Raw genomic sequence first — 19,082 nt, 5'->3', positions numbered from 1 at the left:
GACCACCCGCCGGAACCACCCCGTCGAAGCCCCCGCCGAGACCTCGCGCCGGGACGACCCGGAGGATCCCACCCTCAGGGGCCGCGCCGGACCACTCGGGAACCCCCGCCCGCGGAGGCCGCGCGCCGCCCGCGCTCGGCCTCGTCAGCGAGTGTCAGCGCATCCTGCCGACGGCCGCCCGCAGGCGGCGCACGTCCCTCAGCCGTGCCTCGTAGGTCGCGCCGAGCGCGACCAGCAGCGACCCGCCCGCCGCCATCGGCACCCACCGCGGCACGGCCACGACGGCCAGCGCGATCCACGGGGCCAGCTCGTGCAGGACGACGACGGCCAGCGTGAGGCCGCCGAGCAGGGCCGGCGCCTGGAGCCGCCACCGGGCCCCGGCCAGCAGCACGGCCATCGAGACCAGACCGAGCAGCAGCGGCCGGACCCAGCCCCCGCCCTGGAGCACCGCGAACGCGCTGGGCAGCAGGCCGGTGGCGAGCCCGGCCCCGTAGGCGCTCCACGAGGAGGTCCTCGCCCCGCGCGCCCGCCACCGGCCGAAGATCACCAGCACCAGCGCGAACGGGACCGTGTACGCCTCGATCACCGACACGTCCCAGGCGAGCAGCCGCAGCCAGGAGGCCGCGAGCAGGAGGCCGGTCCCCGCGTACCCGGCCTGACGCCGGTCGGGGCGCAGCGCCGTACCGGCCATCAGCACGCCGGCGACCGCGCAGGCCAGCGCCATCACCGGCAGGTCGGCGCCGGAACCGCCGGCCCCGGCGTCCGCGGCCACGCCGGGGACCGAACCCGCGACGGCGAGGAGCAGGCCCGCGGCGGCGAGGACGTACCCCGCCGTCTCCGCCCCGATCGCGAACGCCGACCGCCGCAGACGTCCCGCCACGACCGCCGCCACACAGGCGACGGCCTGCACACCGAACGCCGCGTACCGTACCGGCCACTCCGCCGCCAGGCCGGCGGCCAGCGCCTCGCCGCCCAGAAGCAGCGCCGCCGCACCCGCCGCACCGGCCCGTACGGCCGGCGTCCGGCCGCCCGCCGCGACCGCCGCCCCGATCACCGCCAGCACCGGAAGCACGATGAGCGTGGCGGGTCTCGTCGCGAGTGCCCAGGAGACCGCCGTCGACCCCGCCCACAACGCCCCGGCCACACCGGCCGCTTCGGCGGCACCGGTCGTTCCAGCCGCATCGGCTGCATCGGCCGTCCCTGCGGCACGGGCCGCTCCGGTGGTGGAGGCCGTCCCGCCGGCACGGCCGCGCGCGACCGCCCACGCCGCCGGGACGACGCCCGCGACCAGCAGCGCCACCTCCGCCCCGTACGGCGGTACGGCCGACGCCGCCAGCGCCGCCGGCACCACCGGCCCGGCGGCCGAGGCCGCCGCGATCGCCCCGGCGCGCCCCGCGGCCCGGCCGCCGAGCACCGCCAGGGCGATCACCGTGAGGACCGCCAGGACGACGAGGGACGGGTGCTGCCGGACGTGCTCCACCGGCGGCGCCCACGGCCGGGCGAGCGGGTGGTAGAGCCCGTGGATCCCGGCGGCGAGCGCGGGGACCGCGACGAGCCCGGCCAGGAGCCCGGCGGAGACCGCGGCGGCCGAGCGGATCCGCACACCCCCGCGGACCGGCGCGTCCGTCGCGCCGCGGATCCGCGCGCTCACCGGGCCCGGCCCGCTCGCCGTGCCATGGATCCACGCGGCCACCGGACCCGGCGCACCCGCCGCTCCGCGGATCCGGGCGGCCACCGGGCCCGGCGTGTACAGCGCGACAGCCGCGACGACCAGCGCCGCGGCCACCTGGGAGACGGCCTGCCACTCCCCCGGGAGCAGCGTCCAGAGGGGCGCGGCCAGGCCGGCGGACGCCGCGAGCGCCGACGCGGCCGCGAGGGCCGTACGCGCCGGAGCCCCCGGCCGTACGGCGACGGCCACCCCGATCACGGCCAGCGCGACCAGCAGCGCCCCGTCGACGAGGCCGGCGGCCACGGCGCCCGGAACCGCGCCGGTGGCCGGAGCCGCGAAGGCGGCGTGGAGAACCCCGCAGAGCACGGCCGATATCCAGGCCAGGCCGAAGCAGACGGACGCGGTCACCCACGCCCACCGCCCGCCCGCGTCCCGCTCGGATCCGCGTGCCCGGCGGGTGAGGAGCCCGATGAGGGCCGCGTCGAGGGCGACCGTGGCCGCGAGGGCCGCCGTGCTGTGGACGTCCACCCCGCGGGCGAACAGCAGCGGGAGCGGAAGCTGGGCGAGAACGATCGCCACCGGCAGCGGCAGCCTCAGCGGCAGCAGCCGCGAGTACCCCGCCATGGCGAACGCGACCACCGCGGACACCAGGGCCGCGTAGTGGCGGCCGTCGAGGTCTCCGGCTCCCGCCAGACCGACCCGCCGGGCCGCGTAGCCGTCCAGGAGGAGAAGTGCGGCGCCCAGCATCGCGACGGTCTCCGCCGTCGTGGCGAGCGACCTCCGCACCAGGAGCCTCGGCGTGGCGAGGGCCAGCACGGTGACCCCGGCGAGGATCGCCGCCCGCCCGCCGATGCCGATGCGTCCCCAGTTCACCGCGGTGAAGACGACGGCCGCGACGACGAGGAGCAGGCCGCCGAGCGTGAGGAGGAGATTCTGCACGGCCCGGGGCGAGAGGTCCCGGCGCGGTACGGCGGGACCGCCGGGCGCCCCCGCGGGCAGGGGCCCGGAACCGGCCCCCGCCGCCCATCGCGGACCCCGGGCGTTCCCGGCGCCCTCTCCGGCATCCGGGACGCCACCGCCGTCCCACGGGCCGTCTCCGTCCCGTCGGGCCTCGTCACCCCGCGGGTCACCGCCGTCCCCGGAGTCGCCGGTCGCTCGCCGTGCACCCGCCGTTCCCGGCCCGGCGGACGGGGCGCGTTCGGCCCTGAGCCGGGCGAGCAGTCTGCCGCGCCGTTCCAGCAGCTCGGCCTCCTTGCCCCGCAGGTCCGCGAGGGCCCGGTCCACGTGCCACAGCCGGGTCGCCACCGGCCCTCGCAACGGCAACGCGCAACGGGGACAGCGGTCGTACGTCGCGTCGATGGGCGCGTCGCACTCCGGGCAGCCCATTCCCAGCGGGAGCCGCGCACCTGGGGGCGGAGTTCGGTCTGGCATGGCGTCGAGGATGGCAGGCGCCGATTGCCGTTCGGTTGCGGAAGGCGCTCATCCCCGTCCCGTCCCCGGACGGGACGCCTCACCCCCGATGACCCACCCGGCAGCCCGGTCCGACGGCCGGCGCCACCGCCGGACGAGACGACTCGCCCCCGATGAGCGCCGGATCCCGGGCCGGGTCCCCGGTCCGCCCTACCTGGCGCGGCGGGCGATGAAGGTGATGACGCCGGTGGCCCCCGCCGCGACGGCCAGCCAGAGCGCCACCGCCCGGGTCGGCACCCCCGCGTCGGCGTCGGCGGCCCGTGCCTCACCCCGGGCGTCCCGCCCCGCGTCGGCGGCCGTCGTGGCCCGGCCGTCCGCCTTCCCCGTCGGGGTCGGCGTGGCCTTCGCCCGCGCCGCGTCGATCTCACGGAGGACCCGTTCGGGCAGCGGGACGCGGTAGACGGGGCTGCCGACCCCCTCGCTCCCGGTCAGCAGCGCCCTGCCGTCGGGCGTGTAGGCGATGGACTCCGCCTGCTCCAGCGGCGGCATCGACACTCGGGAGATCTCCTCGCCCGGCGCCCGGTAGACGGTGGCGGAGAAGTAGGTGCGGATGACGAAGCTCGACCCGTCAGGGGCGTAGGCGGCGTCGGTGGCCATGATGGGGGCGGAGCCGACCCTGCGGAGCACGTTGATCCGGTCGGTGCGCAGCCGCTTCGGCGCCGCGTAGACGCCGCCGGCGAACTGCTTGGTCACGACGTAGAGCCGCCCGGTCCGGGGGTGGACCATGACGCCCTCGGCGTTGTGCTTGCCGTCCTCGTAGCGGAACCGGTAGCGCACGGCGGGCAGGGTGGCGTCACGCATCGCGGCGGGCTCGTCCACCCGGTAGACGGAGACGTCCGGCCACGCCCCGTCGAAGTTGTCGCCGATGTCGGCGAACCAGAGCACCCCACGCCCGGTCCCCGGATCCTTGGACGCCGCCATCCCCTCCCAGTCGCGGGCCGACGCCCCCCGGAGGGTGAACGTCGCGCGGGTACGGCCGGCGGGCCCGACGGCGTAGAAGACCGGACCGGCCGAGCTGTCGTTGTGGGTGTAGTAGACGTCCGGATGCGTCGGCGAGACCGCCAGCCCGCTCGACTCGGTGATCCGCCGGTCCTTGAAGGTGAACAGCGGCCTCCCCTCGTCGTCGTCTCGCGCCGCCGTCCGCACCCGCGCCTGGGCTTGGACCCGCACCTGGGACACCACCGTCTGGGACCGCTTCGCCGTCCCCTCGCGGACCTGCGCCCGCGTCTGGGACGCCACCGCCCCGGACCGCTCCGGCTCCGCCCCACGGACCTGCGCTTCGGCACGCGGCCCGGTGAACGCCACCGCCCCGGCCAGCGCGACCGCCCCGACCGGCGCGAGCGCACGGATCACGATCTCCCCCGCCTTACTCCCCATCCCGCCATAATGCCCTGCGATCGGCCCGCGAAAGCGGCCGTCCCCTCGCCGGGGCGGACCGCGAGCCGGCGGGTCAGCCCCGCGCCGCCGCCCGCCCCGGTACGGCCGGTTGTCCCACCAGCGCGCTGTAGCGGAGGAAGCCCGTCCCCTGCGCGGCCACGAGCAGCAGGTTCGCCGCGATCCTGGCCGCCCAGAGGCCGGTCAGGCCCGCCGTCGCCGCCACGGGAAAGGCGGCCAGGGCGAGCAGGCCGTACAGGATCGCGAAGTAGGTCAGGCTGGCCGAGGACCGTCTGAGCGCGGTGAGTCCGAACCCGGTCACCGCCTGGCAGGCGTCCGCCATCGCCGCCAGGATCATCAGCGGCAGCAGCCCGAGCACCCGGTCCGCCACCGCGGCGTCGCCGGTGAACAGCCCGACCAGCCCGTCCCCGGCCACCGCGGGGACCGCCGCGCCCGCCGACGCCCCGGCGAGCGCGATCATCAGGGCCGCCCGGACGGCGCGGCGCGCCTCGCGCGGGTCTGCGGCGCGGGCGACCACCGGGACCGACGCCTGCGCCACCGAGATGGAGGCGACCATGACGAGTCCGATCAGGGAGTTGAGGACCGCGTGGACCGCCCCGTCGTCCGCGCCGAGCCGGGCCGCCGCGAACGCCACCACGCCCAGCACCGCGAACTTGACCAGTACGGTGCCCGCCAGCGGGAGGCCGACCCGGGCCATGTCGAGGATCTCCTTCGGCCGGGGCCGCCCCGGGCGCGTGGAGTGTCCCCGGAGCATCGGCAGGCGGCGCAGGCAGACGCCGGCGACGGCCGCGCCGACGCAGGCGGAGGCGACCTCGGCGATCCCCGCCCCTGTCAGGCCGAGCGGCGGGACCAGTGCGGCGGTCAGTGTGACGGCGACGGCCGTCGCCGACAGCCCCGACCAGAGCACCATCCGGCTCCGGCCGAGGGCGACGAGCGCCGAGTTCGCGCCGCCCGCCAGGGCCGTGACGAGGATCTGCAGCGCGGTCAGAGCCGGGTAGAGCCCGAGTTCGCCGACGACCTCGCCGGGAACGCCGCCGATCCGGGCGATCACGGGTACGCACGCCACGGCGAGCGCGCCCGTCACCCCGACGGCGATGGCCAGCCACCGGGCGTCGCGCATGATGGGAACCGCCGCGTCCGCGTCGTCGCGGACCGGCGCGAGGAACGGCATCAGGCCCCGCATGACCCCGGTCACCGCGGCGATCGCCGGGTTGGCGACCGCGCCGACCAGTGCGGCGGCGGCCAGCGTCGCGGTCGCGTGCCGGCCGAGGACCGAGACGGTCACCAGGGCGCCCGCCATGGAGGCGACCGAGGCGAGGTAGAGGGGGACGGCGGCGCCGAGGATCGTGCGGCAGGGGGTCATGAGACGGAGAATCCCGGGGAGCGTCGTCACGCTCCACCCGGGATCGGTGCCCATCCTATCGCGGAAGATCACTGGACGCCCGGGAATCCACCGCTCTCGCTCACCGGCCCCTGAACCGACAAATGATCTTAGAGGCATGCCCCTTAGAGTTATAGTTCTAAGAGGTATACCTCTAAGGAGCGCGCCAGTGATCGAGAAGCCCGAGTACATCTTCGCCCGGGACACCGAATGGGCCGCGCTGAGCCGTTTCGTGGAGAGCGAGGCGCCGAGCGCCCGGCTGGGCGTGGTGAGCGGGCGGCGCAGGCAGGGCAAGACCTTCCTCCTCAATGCCCTCGTCGAGGCCGTCGGCGGGTTCTATTTCGTGGCCAGCGAGGACACCGAGACGGAGGCACTCCGCCGGTTCGGCGAAGCCCTGGCCTTCCACGCGGGCGGCGGAGGGCGATACCAGTTCGACAACTGGGACCAGGCCATCGACCGCCTGTACGCGACGGTCCCCGACGGCCTCGTCGTCATCGACGAGTTCCCCTACCTGACCAAGGCCAGCCCGGTCCTTCCCTCGCTGATCCAGCGGGCCCTCGACCCGGGTGGCATCGCACGCCGGGCGAGGACGAAGATCCTGCTCTGCGGATCCGCGATGTCGGTGATGGGCGGCCTTCTCGCCGGTGACGCCCCGCTCAGGGGACGGGCCAGCCTCGAACTCGTCGTCAGCCCGATGGACTACCTCACCGCCGCGCGCTTCTGGGGATGCGGCTCCGACCATGAGCTGGCGGTGCTTCTCCACTCCGTCGTCGGCGGAACCCCCGCGTACCGGCACGAGTTCATCTACTCCGACGCGCCCTCGTCGCTCGCGGAGTTCGACGACTGGGTGGTCAGGACCGTGCTCAATCCCGCGGTCCCTCTCTTCCGTGAGGCCCGCTACCTCCTCGCGGAGGAGACCGAGATCCGTGATCCGGCCCTCTACCACGCCGTTCTGGGGGCCATCGCCGCCGGGCACACCACGCGCGGCGGCATCGCGGGATATCTCGGGCGCCCCTCAACCCACATCGGCCATCCCCTGACGGTGCTGGAGGACAGCCGCCTGATCCATCGGGAGCAGGACGCCTTCAGCTCGGGGAAGTTCACCTACCGGATCACCGAACCGCTGATCACCTTCTACGAGAGCGTGATGCGCCGCACCTGGAGCTTCCTTGAGCGCGGGCTGGCCAGGCAGGCGTGGGAGGTGTCCAGGAGCGGCTTCCTCTCGCAGGTCGTCGGTCCGCACTTCGAGGAGCTGTGCCGGGAGTTCACCATCGCCGACAGCCTGAACCTGTTCGGCGAGCTGCCGGGGCGGGTGTCCCCGGGGGTCGTCCCGGATCCCTCAAACAAGAGGTCGATCCAGGTCGACGTCGCCGCGGTCGCGCCGGGCGAAGCGGGTGCCCGCCCACGCGTCATCGCCCTGGGTGAGGCGAAATGGGGGAAGGTCATGGGGCTGCGCCACCTCGAACGGCTGCGCAGGGCCGGGGAGCTGCTGGCCGTCAAGGGGTACGACACCGAGGGCACGTCCCTGCTCTGCTACGGCGGAGCAGGATTCGACACCGACCTGAGCGCGGCGGCCGCCCGCGACGGCCGTATCGTTCTCGTCGATCTCCCCCGCCTGTACGGCGGGACGGCCGGGTAAGGCAGGAGTTCCGCGCGGCGGGCTCGCCTGGAGTGCGCTCCAGGTATTTAGGGTGAAGGTCATGGATTACACACAGCTTGGCCGTACCGGCCTGAAGGTCAGCCGCCTCTGTCTCGGCACGATGAACTTCGGCCCCGTGACCTCGGAGGACGACTCCTTCGCGATCATGGACCGCGCCCACGAGCTGGGGATCAACTTCTTCGACACCGCCAACGTCTACGGGTGGAAGAAGGGCGAGGGCATCACCGAGAACATCCTCGGGCGATGGTTCGCCAAGGGCGGCGGCCGCCGCGAGAAGACCGTCATCGCCACGAAGCTCTACGGCGACATGGGCGACTGGCCCAACGAGGGCCGCCTGTCGGCGCTCAACATCCGCCGGGCCGCAGAGGCGTCGCTGAAGCGCATGCAGACCGACCACATCGACCTCTACCAGGCCCACCACGTCGACCGGAACACCCCGTTCGACGAGTTCTGGGAGGCCATGGACATCCTCAAGCAGCAGGGCAAGATCCTGTACGTGGGGTCGTCCAACTTCGCCGGCTGGCACATCGCCAAGGCGCAGGAGACCGCCCGCCGCCGGGGCGGCCTCGGACTGGTCTCCGAGCAGTCGCACTACAACCTCATCGTCCGCGCCGCCGAGCTGGAGGTCATCCCGGCGTGTGAGGACTACGGCCTGGGCCTGATCCCGTGGAGCCCGCTGGCGGGCGGCCTGCTCGGCGGCATCCTGCGGAAGATCGACAAGGGTCGTTCGGCCTCCGAGCAGATCGCCAAGGAGCTGGAGAAGCACCGCGACAAGATCGAGCGGTACGAGGCGTTCTGCGACGAGCTCGGCGAGGACCCGGCCAACGTCGGCCTGGCCTGGCTGCTGCACCAGCGGGCCGTCACCGCGCCGATCATCGGCCCCCGCACGACCGAGCAGCTCGACGGGACCGTCAAGGCCCTGGAGATCACGCTGGACGACAAGGCGCTGGCCCGCCTGGACGAGATCTTCCCCGGGTTCAGGACGGCCCCCGAGGAGTACGCCTGGTAACGGGCGATCGGCGAAACGGCTCGCGGCTTCCCGCTCCGGTGGGGGGCCGCACGCCGTACGGCGGGGCGCGGGGACGACGCGGCGGAGCCGTACGGCGGAAGCTCGGGAGAGCCGGTGCGAGCCTCGCGCGACCGGACGAAGAGGGCCCGGGGAGTCCAGGAGACGGGGGCCCGGGAAGCCGTACGGCGGGGCCCGGGAGGTCTAGGAGACGAGGGCGCCGATCACCACGAGCAGCACGAGCAGTGCGAGCACCGTGGGCAGCAGCCAGCGACGGGGACGATCCACGCTCTGGAGCTTAGTCCCGCCCATCGGATGCGGGCGCCGTGAGGGGGTAGTCCCCGACCTTCTCGTAGCGGACCGTCGCCCCCAGGTGGCTCCGCACCAGGTGCACGGTGTCCGCCTCCCAGGAGGACCCGGCGAACGCGGCGAACGCGTCCACCAGGTCCTGGACGTCGACGCCGGACCTGGCCCTGGCCAGCGACAGATGCGGCCGGAGCCGCCGCCGGTCGGTCTGTTCGGCCCCGGCCCGCCGCGCCCCCGCCCCGAGCGAGTCCGCCAGGCGGACGAGCCGGAGCTCGGGGCCGCGCAGACCGGTCCAGAAGACCCGCGCCCGGCGGGCGGAGGGGAAGGCGCCCCCGCCCGCGAACGACAGCGTCATCGGCTCGTGGCGTGACGCGGCGCGCGCCAGCCGGACGTGCAGGCCGGGCAGGGCCGCCTCGGGGACCTCACCCAGGAACGACAGCGTGACGTGCCAGTTCGCGGTGTCCAGCCAGCGCAGCTCGGGCCAGGCCGCCCGGTGGGGCTCCAGGGCGCGGGCGAGCTCGTCAAGCACCCGCCGCGGCGGCAGTAGCCCGACGAACAGCCGCATGCGTCGTCCTCCTGCCGATCGCCCTGGTCAGCATTATCGCCGCGCCGACCCCGAGCATCGTGAGCACCCCTCCGATGACGACGCCCGTACGGGGGCCGCCGATCTCCGCGACCCAGCCGAGCAGCGGCGCGCCGATCGGGGCGCCGCCGGTGAAGACCAGCACGTAGATGCCCATCACCCGGCCGCGCATCTCCGGCGAGGCGGCGAGCTGGACGCTGGTGTTGGCGGCGGTGTTGACCGTGATCAGCGCGACCCCGGCGGGGATGAGGAAGAGCAGGTAGAGCGGGTACCAGAGGGCCAGGCCGCTGATGATCTGCGCCACGCCGAAGGACAGGGCGCCACCGATCAGCAGCTTGCGGCTGGGCCGTACCCGCCGGGCCGCGAGCAGCGCGCCGCCCAGCGCGCCGACCGCGAACATGCTGGAGGCCAGGCCGAAGGAGGACGCGCCCGCGCCGAAGACCTGCCGGGCCATCAGCGCGATCGACATCGAGAACGACTGGGTGAACAGTGACACGAAGGCGACCAGCAGTATCGGCAGCAGCAGCTCGGGGCGCGCCAGCACGTACCGCAGGCCCTCGCGGAGCTGGCCCTTGGCCCTGGGAACCGGGTGGGGAGCGGTCAGCTCCGAGGTCCGCATCATCGCCAGCCCGGCGAGGACCGCGCCGAACGACACCGCGTTGACCAGGAACATCGGGCCGGTGCCGCCGAGCGCGGAGATCAGCACGCCCGCGACGGCCGGGCCGACCACGCGGGCCAGGTTGAAGCTGGAGGCGTTCAGCGCGACGGCGTTGGACAGGTCCTTGCGGCCCACCATCTCCACGACGAACGACTGCCGGGTCGGCACCTCGACGCAGGAGATGAGGCCCAGCATGAAGGCCATCACGTAGACGTGCCAGACCTGCGCGCTGCCGGTCACCACGAGCACGCCCATGGTCAGCGCCAGCAGGCCCATGAGCGACTGGGCGGTGATCAGCAGCGGCCGCTTGGGGTAGCGGTCGGCGAGCATGCCGCCCCACAGCCCGAACAGCAGCAGCGGCAGGAACTGCAGCGCGGTGGTCAGGCCCAGGGCGAAGGCGCTGCCGTGCGCCAGGTCCAGCACCAGCAGGTCCTGCGCGGTGCGCTGCATCCACCCGCCGACGTTGGAGATCACGCCGCCGATGGCGAACAGCCGGTAGTTGTGGACGCGCAGCGACCGGAACATCCCGCCCCGCGCGTCGGAGGCGCCGGGAACGGCCTGGACGGTCCTGGTCTCGACGGCCTGCAGCTCATCGGCGGCCGCCGCCCGCGCGGTCCGGCGGCGGCGCGCGGCCGCCCGCCGGCCGGGCATCGCGCGCGTCACCCGTCGCGTGGCCCGCCGTACCGGCCCCTCCTGCGGTACGGCGCTCCCGGCGCCCTCCGGTACGGCGTGCGTTTCAGCGTTGTCCGGTAGGGCGTGCGCCTCGGCGTCCTGCGGGGCCGCCGAGGCGCGGGGTTCCTCGGGTTCGGCTAGATCCGGCTGAGCTTCTCCAGAATCGGAGCCGCCTGCCTCAGCACGGCCCTCTCCTCGGGTGTCAGCTCCTTCAGCTGCCGTGTCAGCCACGCCTCCTTGCGGCGGCGCTCCTCCTTCAGCAGCGCCGAGCCCGCCTCGGTCACGCTCAGCGTCACCTGGCGCCGGTCGGTCGGGTGCGGTGTGCGCGACACCAGCCCTCGCTCGTCCAGCACGGCGGTCACGCGGGTCATCGAGGGCGGTTGCACCTTCTCGAGCTCGGCCAATTCGCCGGGGGTTATCCCGGAATGCCGTTCCACCGCGGCGAGCGTCGCGAGCTGGGTGGGGGTCAGTGAGTGCCCCGCGGCCTGCCTGCGCAGGCGCCTGTTCAGTCGCGCCAGCGACACGCGCAGCGCCGAGGCCAGACCGGCGTCGCTGCGCAGACTCGCGCGTTGGTCCTTGCTTGGGTTCATTATCAAGACTCATTACCTTTGCTAACTATACACGGCGCTCCGGCATTCCCGGCGAGACGGGGTTCTCCCGCGTGTCACCGCTTCCCGGGAGGGACGGTGTCATCGCCTTCCGCGAGCGACGCCCGCCGCATGTTCGCAGGGTACGGCGAGCGCCCTCCTCCCCTCCGCCGGACCCCGCGGAACGGGTGTACCGGCCCGCTTCTGACATGCGGGTACGGACAGGGGCGGAGCCGTCCGGGTTCCGCCGCCGTCGGGTCGGCGGCCGGACGGCGCGGCGGGGAACGACCCGGGCGGTCACCGCCGGCCGGGAGTGTCCTCCGGCGGACCGTCGCCGGACGAGCCGGGGGCGATCAACCCGGTCTCGTAGGCCAGCACGACCGCCTGAACCCTGTCCCTGAGGCCGAGCTTGGACAGGATGCGCGCGACATGGGTCTTCACCGTCGCCGGGCTGAGACTCAGCCGGTCGGCGAGTTCGGCGTTGCTCAGCCCGGTGGCCAGCAGGCGCAGCACCTCCAGCTCCCGGGGCGTCAGCTCCGACAGGTCCCGGTGCACGGCCGTCCCGGCCTCGTCGCGGCGGGCGAACCGCTCGACCAGGCGGCGGGTGATCGTCGGCGCGAGCAGGGCGTCCCCCGCGCGCACCAGGCGCACCGCGGCCGCCAGGTGCTCGGGGGTGACGTCCTTGAGCAGGAAGCCGCTGGCCCCCGCGGCGAGTGCGGCGTAGACGTAGTGATCGAGGTCGTAGGTGGTCAGGATGAGGACGCGGGTCCCGTCCGCGCCTTCCGCCATGATCCGCCGGGTGGCTTCGATGCCGTCCATCCGCGGCATCCGGATGTCCATGAGCACGACGTCGGGCCGGGTGCGCCGGACGGCGGCGACCGCCTCCGCCCCGTCGGCCGCCTCGGCCGTCACCTCGATGCCGTCGGCGGTGAGGATCATCCCGAACCCGCTGCGCACCAGCGCCTGGTCGTCGGCGATGACCACGCGCACGGGCCCGCTCACGTGGTGGTCCACGGAACCCGCGCCCTGGTCCGGTAGCCGCCGTCGTCTCGCGGCCCGGCCTGCAGGGTGCCGCCGTAGAGGGCGAGCCGCTCCCGCAACCCGATCAGGCCCCGGCCCCGGCCGTCTCCGGCGCGTGCCGTCCGCCCGCCCCCGGTGTCGGTGACCTCGATCTCCAGCCAGTCGCCGCGGTGGCCGACGGTGACGTACGCCGTCGCACCGGCCGCGTGCTTGATCGTGTTGGTCAGCGCCTCCTGGACGACCCGGTAGGCGGCGAGGTCCACCCCGGGCGGCAACGGGCCGGGCGGCGGAGAGATCTCGGCCCCGACCGGCACCCCGGCCGCGCGGACCCGTTCGATCAACGAGTCGAGCCGGTCGAGTCCCGGTTGCGGTTCGAGCCCGTCGGCGCCGTCCGCCCGCTCGCTCCCGGGCCCGGCGAGCAGTCCCATGACGTGGCGCAGCTCGGCCATGGCGGCCCGGCCACCGGCTTCGACCGCCAGCATGGCCTCCTTCGACCGTTCCGGAGCCGTGTCCATCACCTTGCGTGCCGCTCCGGCCTGGATCACCATCACGTTCACATTGTGGGTGACGACGTCATGTAGTTCGCCGGCGATCCGGGAGCGCTCTTCCTGGACGGCCTCGCGCATCGCCTCCTCCTGCGCGTACCGCAGTTCGGTGAGCCGCCGCCGCCAGGATCGGGTGAGACCGGCGGCGACTCCGGCGCTCATCAGCACCACGAACGGCCCCAGCCAACCCGGCAGCGCCGGGAGGGAGTCCCGGAAGGCGACGCCCGCCAGCACGGCGGCGAGGACGAGGCCCCCGATGGCCGGCATCCGGTGGGGGCTGTGGGCCACGGCGCCGTAGGCGGCGACGGCGAACGTCAGCACGGTGATCCACGTCGCGTCGTCGTGGGTGGCCAGCGCCGCGGCCAACACCGTCCAGAAGGCGACCAGGGGGTAGAGCCTCCGCACCGCCAGCGGCAGGGCCGTCAGGACCACCAGGAGCGGGAGCGGGCCCCGGTCCTTCCGGTCCTCCGCGGGGACGGCGGGCCGCTCCGGGCGGTCAGGCGGGACCTCGCCGCTCGGCGGCGGAGGAGGAGGGGGCCGCAGTCGCAGGGGCTCCAGCAGGGAGGGCGGCCGCTCTCCGACGCGGTGGGCGTCGTCCACGGAGCCCGCCGTCGCGGCCACCGCGGCGACGGTCAGGACGATCGCGAGCAGCAGGTCGGCGAGGAGCGACCGGCGCGAGGGCCGGGCGGGTTTCCACGCGGGACGCGGCACATCCAGCCCGAACCGCCGCCGCCTCCATCGTTCACTCCGTATCACCGGTGAATTGTCCCGGTTGTACGGCGCGCCCCGCGTCCGTCCCGGTGACCGTTTCCGCCGCCGCCAGGAGTACATCGCGGGGATGACACGGCGGAGGGGTCCTCCCCGGGAGGGGCGCGATATCGCCATGGCAGCCGACGCGGACGGGCCCCGCCGAAGCCTAGGTTTTTGCCGCCACCAGTCGCCACCGGCCGCCATCAGGGGTCCCGTCGAGGCGATCCCGTCAGGAAGGACACTTCATGAGCCATGTGATGAACAGGAAGCGCACGATCGCCCGCGCCGCGGGACACGGTGGCGGCGAGCCTGGGCCGCCCCGCCGGATCCGTCGGGGCGCCACCACCGTCGCGGCCCTGCTCGCCTTCGTGGCCGTCCCCTCCTGCGCCTTCGCGTCCACTCCGGCCGGACCCGGTCCGGTCGTGCCCGCCGCCTCACAGGAGACGTCGTCCGGCTCCACCGGCGCGCCGGCCGCCCGGACCGGCGCGCTCCGCCTCCCCGAACCGACCGGACCCCACCCGGTCGGCACCACGTCCCTGCACCTCAGGGACGCCTCCCGCGCCGACCCCTGGGTCCCCGGAGTGAAGGCCAGGGAGCTCATGGTCTCCCTGTGGTATCCGGCGAAGTCCCGTGGAGGGAAGCGAGCGCCTTACATGACGGCGAAGGAGTCGGAGCTCATCCTGAAGGGCGAAGAGGTCACCGGCGTGCCGTACGACGCGTTGAGCAGGACGCGGACCAACGCCTTCAGCGGCGCCGAACCGGCCGGGCGTGAACACGGCCTGCCCCTGGTGGTGCTCTCCCCGGGCTTCACCGAACCCCGCAGCTCGCTCACCGCCCTGGCCGAGGAACTCGCGAGCAGGGGTTACGTGGTGGCCGGCGTCGAACACACCTACGAGAGCCTGGCCACGTCCTTCCCCGACGGCCGGATCACCACGTGTGTCGCGTGCGAGGCGACCAAGGGCCAGGACTTCTGGAACAAGGTGGCCCGGGGCCGGGCGGCCGACGTCTCCTTCGTGCTGGACGAGCTGACCGGCGCGCGCCCCGCGTGGAAGGGCACCTCACTGATCGCCCCGTCCCGGATCGGGATGGCCGGGCACTCGGCGGGCGGCGCGGGCGTCATCGCCGCCATGCTGAAGGACACCCGCGTGCGCGCCGGGATCGACATGGACGGCACGACCTTCGCCCCGATCCCGGACGGCGGGCTGCCGCGGCCGTTCCTCTTCCTGGGCACGAAGGCGGGGCACAGCCCGGGAGGCGGGGACACCACGTGGGAACGTGACTGGGCGCGTCTGACCGGGTGGAAGCGCTGGCTCGTGGTGAAGGGGGCGGAGCACTCCTCCTTCACCGACACCGGGCTGCTGGTGGAGCGACTCGGCATCCACCGCAATCCGGACCTGCCTGGAGAGCGGGCCGTCGAGATCACCCGCGACCACGTCCGGGCCTTCTTCGACCTGCACCTGCGCCACAGGCCCCAGTCGCTGTTCGACAGGCCGTCGAAACGCCACCCCGAGGTCGAACGGTGCGACGTCGAACGGAAGACCTGCGCCTAGACCACCGGCCCCGCCGCTCCGGAACGGCTCGAACGGCCGAGGGAGATCCTCCGCGGCGCGGGACACGACATCACCTCGGCCCCGCACCCGCACCCGCGACATGCTCTTGTGCGCCGGGCGAACACAAGTTGTATATAAATCCGACTCCTATTTTGTATGCTTGCAAGCATACAAAATAGGAGGCTGCAATGGAGAAGCCCTCTCGCCTGCTCTCTCGCGACTCCGAATGGTCGACGCTCACGGAGTTCGTCAGGCATCCCGACCCGCACCTGCGCCTGGGAGTGGTCTCGGGACGCCGCCGGGTCGGCAAGAGTTACCTCCTGCGCGCGCTGGCCGACGCGGTGGGCGGGCTCTACGTCTCCGCGGTCGCCGAAGAGGGCGCGCCGGCCGCGCGGCGGCGCTTCGCGGAGGACATCGCGCGGTACGCGGGCATCGGGCCGGATCTCCTGGGCGCCGACGCAAGCTGGGAGTCCCTCCTCGATTCGGCGATCAGCCTGACCGCGCGCCGGAGCGGCGTGTCCGGGCTCCTGGTCATCGACGAACTGCCCTACTGGATGGCGCACTCACCGGAGATCCCCGGCCTGCTCCAGCTTCTCTACGACCGCTCGCAGACCGGCCACGGCCACGAGGGCGGGAGGGTGATCCTGTGCGGATCGGCCATCTCCGTGATGAACGAGCTCATGTCCGGCACGAAGGCGCTGCGCGGGCGGGCCGCCGTCGACCTCCGCCTCCAGCCGTTCGACCTGACCACCACCGCACGGCACTGGGGGATCGACGATCCCGCGACCGCCCTGCGCCTGCACGCCGTACTCGGCGGGTCGCCCGGCTACCGCAACCTCTCTCCCGGGCCCGCCCCCCGGAACCTCCAGGAGTTCGACGCGTGGATTCCCGCCACGGTCCTCGACCCGGGTCAGGCTCTCTTCTCCCGCAGCGAGGCCGAGTACCTCCTGCGGGAGGACCCGCGGTTCACCGGCAACTCGCTCCACTACGCGATCATCAACGCGGTCGCCTCCGGAGCGACCAGCCCGGCGAAGATCGGCGGCATGCTGGAGCGGGATCGCACCTCCCTCGGCCGTCCGCTGGAGATGCTGACGAGTTCGGGCTACCTCAACCATTCGACGGACCCGCTCTGGGAGCGGCGTCCGGTGATCACCGTCGCGGACCCCATCATCCGCTTCCACAACCTGATCACCGTCCCGAAACGGGATCTCGTCGAAACGGGCGGTTCGGCGCGGGCGTGGCACGACTCACAGGCCACCTTCGTCTCCCGCGTTCTGGGCCCGCACTTCGAGGAGTGCGCCCGCGACTGGCTCCGCCGCCACACCGACCCCTCGTTCCGTGGAGGAACCGGCCTGGTCACCTCGACGGTGGTCAACGACAGGGGCGGCAGGGCCAAGCACGAGATCGACGTCATCGCCCTGGACAGAAGGGCCGGCCGTGCCGTGGTGGGCCTCATCGGGGAGGCCAAGGCCACCCTCGTACGGCGAGGCCCCGCCGACCTGGAACGACTCGAACGACTGAAGGAGGTCCTCCGCGGCGAGGGGCACGACGTCACCTCGGCCCTGCTGGCGATCTTCTCGCTGGAGGGGTTCCATCCCGGCCTCGTGGAGGCCGCCGGCCGTCGTGGCGATGTGCTCCTGGTCGACCTGCCCTCCCTCTTCGGGAGGACGGCTCCGCCTCTCGTACCCGGATGACCCGGGACCACCCGGGACCGCGGGCCGGACGACCCGGATCCGGGCGAAAGCCGGAGAGGCCGCCGTGGCGACCTGCGCCGTCGCCGCAGCGGCCTCTCCGGCGTGCTCCCCGGCCGGTGTCGTTCCTCAGCCGACGCCGAGGAGGGACTTGATCGGGCCGAGGGCGAAGTAGAGGACGAACAGCGCCGCGACCACCCACATCAGGGTGTGGACCTCGCGCGCCTTGCCCTTCGCCAGCTTGATCAGCACGAAGCTGACGAAGCCCGCGCCGATGCCGTTGGCGATGGAGTAGCTGAACGGCATGAGCACGATGGTGAGGAACGCCGGGATGGCGATCTCGTAGTCGGTGAAGTCGATCTCGCGGATCGCCGTCATCATCAGGAAGCCCACGACGACCAGCGCCGGGGCGGCGGCCTCGTGCGGGACGACCGCGACCAGCGGCGACACGAAGATCGCCAGCAGGAAGAGCACGCCGGTGACGACGCTGGCCAGACCGGTGCGCGCGCCCTCCCCGACGCCCGCCGCCGACTCGACGTAGGTGGTGTTGGACGAGACCGAGGCCGCGCCGCCGACCGCCGCGCCGATCGAGTCGACCAGGAGGATCTCCCTGGTCCGGGGCAGCGTGCCGTCCTCCTCGATCAGGCCCGCCTGCCCTCCGACGCCGACGATCGTTCCCATGGTGTCGAAGAAGTCGGTGATCAGCAGGGTGAAGACGAGCAGCAGCGCCACGATGACCGAGACGGAGCCGAACGCGCCGAACGGGTCGAACTCCCGGAACAGCACCAGCGGGTTCTCGAACCCGAAGACCTTCTCCGGCATCGCGGGCACGACGAGCCGCCAGCCGCCGGGGTTCGGCTGGTCGGGCGTGCCCGAGCCGCCGACCTTGGCGACGGCCTCCACGATGATCGCCAGAACGGTGGTCCCGACGATGCCGAGGAGGATGGCGCCCTTCACCTTGCGGGCCACGAGCATGACGAGCAGCAGCAGGCCGGCCACGAACACGAAGATCGGCCAGCTCGTCAGGTTGCCGCCGATGCCCAGCTCCAGCGGAACGGCCGGCGCCTTGCGGACGAAACCGGCGTCCACGAAGCCGATCAGCGCGATGAACAGGCCGATGCCGACACTGATCGCGGTCTTCAGCTGGGGCGGGATGGCGTTGAACACCGCCGTCCTGAACCCGGTCAGCACCAGCAGGGCGATGATCACGCCTTCGAGGAAGACCAGGCCCATGGCCGCCTCCCACGACATCTGCGAGGCGATGCCGTAGGTGACGAAGGCGTTCAGGCCGAGCCCGGCGGCCATCGCGAACGGGACCTTCCCGACGACGCCCATCAGGATGCACAGCACGCCGGCGACGAAGGCGGTCCCGGCGGCCACCAGGCCGGTGGGCGCGGAGGTCGCGTCGGCGATGAACTGGCCGTCGGCGTCCTTGGCGGTGGCGATGATCAGGGGGTTGAGCACCACGATGTAGGCCATCGTGAAGAAGGTCGCCAGGCCGCCCCGGACCTCTCGGCCGACCGACGAGTTGCGCTCGGAAATGCGAAAGAAACGGTCAAGACCGCTCAATTGGGTGGGTTTACTGTCAGTCACGGACGCAGGGTGACAGTGCGTGTCCGCCGCCGGAAGAGCCAGGCCGGGATGGTGATGTTTTCGCGACCGATTCGCGATCTCACGGGGCCAGGTTGCTGGCGGTGAGTCCCTGTCGCCTACGCTGGCTCCGTGAAGCAGTCTCGCCCCTCGGATCTCCAGCCGCTGAAGACCAACGACACGGCCACGATCCTCACGGGCATCGGCCTGTGGGCGGCCGCCCTCGTCGTGCTTCTGGTCGTCGGCACCGACGCCGAGCACCACTGGTGGATCTGGACCTGCGTCTCGGGCATCTGCGGCGGCGTCTTCGGCGTGTGGTTCATCCGGCGGCGCGACCGGCACCCCCCGGCCTCGGCCCCGGCTCCCGGCGAGGAGCCGGTCGAGCCCGCCACCGCGATCCCGCCGGTCTCCCCCACCTCGCCGCCCACCCCCTGACCGGCGGCCCGGCGAGGAGCCGGTCGGCCCGGCCAGGACGGTCTCCGGCTGAGGATCGCCCGACGGCTCCCCGTCCACGACGAAGGGGCGACCCCGGCTGAGGAGCGTCCGGTC

Annotated in this window: 14 protein-coding genes; 5 read left to right on the top strand and 9 right to left on the bottom strand. The window is 73.4% G+C overall.

Translation table 11 applies throughout. The features are described 5' to 3' along the window. Positions 1 to 154: 154 nt before the first annotated feature. The 3 genes from ACZ6W9_RS24145 to ACZ6W9_RS24135 form a co-directional block, all read right to left on the bottom strand. On the bottom strand, positions 155 to 3,100 hold the full coding sequence (locus ACZ6W9_RS24145) for an SCO7613 C-terminal domain-containing membrane protein (RefSeq protein WP_470119737.1): 2,946 nt from the start codon (positions 3,098 to 3,100) through the stop codon (positions 155 to 157). Positions 3,101 to 3,289: 189 nt separating this feature from the next. After that, positions 3,290 to 4,516 (bottom strand): hypothetical protein, encoded by a 1,227-nt coding sequence (locus ACZ6W9_RS24140; protein ID WP_389957816.1) that lies wholly within the window; start codon positions 4,514 to 4,516, stop codon positions 3,290 to 3,292. Positions 4,517 to 4,589: 73 nt separating this feature from the next. Beyond that, the gene (locus ACZ6W9_RS24135) at positions 4,590 to 5,897 is read right to left on the bottom strand and encodes an MATE family efflux transporter (protein WP_389957819.1); all 1,308 of its coding nucleotides are present in this window, start codon (positions 5,895 to 5,897) and stop codon (positions 4,590 to 4,592) included. A gap of 187 nt (positions 5,898 to 6,084) precedes the next feature. Between ACZ6W9_RS24135 and ACZ6W9_RS24130 the strand changes: the two genes are divergently transcribed. Next, on the top strand, positions 6,085 to 7,554 hold the full coding sequence (locus ACZ6W9_RS24130; RefSeq protein WP_389957822.1) for an ATP-binding protein: 1,470 nt from the start codon (positions 6,085 to 6,087) through the stop codon (positions 7,552 to 7,554). A gap of 61 nt (positions 7,555 to 7,615) precedes the next feature. Next, entirely contained in the window at positions 7,616 to 8,584 is a 969-nt protein-coding gene (locus tag ACZ6W9_RS24125) for an aldo/keto reductase (RefSeq protein ID WP_389957825.1), read from the top strand. A 295-nt stretch (positions 8,585 to 8,879) separates the two neighbouring features. Here the strand turns inward: ACZ6W9_RS24125 and thpR are convergent, their stop codons facing one another. The 5 genes from thpR to ACZ6W9_RS24100 all read right to left on the bottom strand — a co-directional run bounded on the left by thpR (position 8,880) and on the right by ACZ6W9_RS24100 (position 13,708). Continuing rightward, positions 8,880 to 9,452 carry an RNA 2',3'-cyclic phosphodiesterase gene (gene thpR / locus ACZ6W9_RS24120; RefSeq protein WP_389957828.1) on the bottom strand — a complete coding sequence of 191 codons (573 nt, stop codon included), beginning with the start codon at positions 9,450 to 9,452 and terminating at the stop codon, positions 8,880 to 8,882. After that, a complete protein-coding gene (locus tag ACZ6W9_RS24115; RefSeq protein ID WP_389957958.1) occupies positions 9,409 to 10,653 on the bottom strand; it encodes an MFS transporter in 1,245 nt (414 codons plus the stop codon). Before ACZ6W9_RS24115 ends, thpR begins: the two co-directional genes overlap by 44 nt. 284 nt (positions 10,654 to 10,937) lie before the next feature. Then, on the bottom strand, positions 10,938 to 11,390 hold the full coding sequence (locus ACZ6W9_RS24110; protein WP_389957830.1) for a MarR family winged helix-turn-helix transcriptional regulator: 453 nt from the start codon (positions 11,388 to 11,390) through the stop codon (positions 10,938 to 10,940). A 294-nt stretch (positions 11,391 to 11,684) separates the two neighbouring features. Continuing rightward, positions 11,685 to 12,389 (bottom strand): response regulator, encoded by a 705-nt coding sequence (locus ACZ6W9_RS24105; RefSeq protein WP_470119734.1) that lies wholly within the window; start codon positions 12,387 to 12,389, stop codon positions 11,685 to 11,687. Then, positions 12,386 to 13,708, bottom strand: a complete 1,323-nt coding sequence (locus ACZ6W9_RS24100) for a sensor histidine kinase (RefSeq protein ID WP_470119732.1) — start codon at positions 13,706 to 13,708, stop codon at positions 12,386 to 12,388. The genes ACZ6W9_RS24105 and ACZ6W9_RS24100 overlap by 4 nt, the downstream gene beginning before the upstream one ends. Positions 13,709 to 13,947: 239 nt before the next feature. On the opposite strand from ACZ6W9_RS24100, the gene ACZ6W9_RS24095 reads away from it, so the two are divergent. Together ACZ6W9_RS24095 and ACZ6W9_RS24090 are read left to right on the top strand one after the other, a co-directional pair. Continuing rightward, positions 13,948 to 15,252 carry an alpha/beta hydrolase family protein gene (locus ACZ6W9_RS24095; protein ID WP_470119730.1) on the top strand — a complete coding sequence of 435 codons (1,305 nt, stop codon included), beginning with the start codon at positions 13,948 to 13,950 and terminating at the stop codon, positions 15,250 to 15,252. A gap of 188 nt (positions 15,253 to 15,440) precedes the next feature. Further along, on the top strand, positions 15,441 to 16,946 hold the full coding sequence (locus ACZ6W9_RS24090; protein ID WP_389957837.1) for an ATP-binding protein: 1,506 nt from the start codon (positions 15,441 to 15,443) through the stop codon (positions 16,944 to 16,946). Between the two features lie 126 nt (positions 16,947 to 17,072). On the opposite strand, the gene ACZ6W9_RS24085 is transcribed toward ACZ6W9_RS24090, so the two are convergent. Next, positions 17,073 to 18,536, bottom strand: a complete 1,464-nt coding sequence (locus ACZ6W9_RS24085) for an NCS2 family permease (RefSeq protein ID WP_362931326.1) — start codon at positions 18,534 to 18,536, stop codon at positions 17,073 to 17,075. A gap of 129 nt (positions 18,537 to 18,665) precedes the next feature. On the opposite strand from ACZ6W9_RS24085, the gene ACZ6W9_RS24080 reads away from it, so the two are divergent. Then, positions 18,666 to 18,968 (top strand): DUF2530 domain-containing protein, encoded by a 303-nt coding sequence (locus ACZ6W9_RS24080; protein WP_389957839.1) that lies wholly within the window; start codon positions 18,666 to 18,668, stop codon positions 18,966 to 18,968. The last annotated feature ends 114 nt before the right edge of the window (positions 18,969 to 19,082 follow it).

Source organism: Streptosporangium sp. NPDC053982 (genome assembly GCF_055585205.1).
The sequence above is the reverse complement of the archived record's forward strand: the minus strand, read 5'-3'. Positions and strand labels throughout refer to the sequence as shown.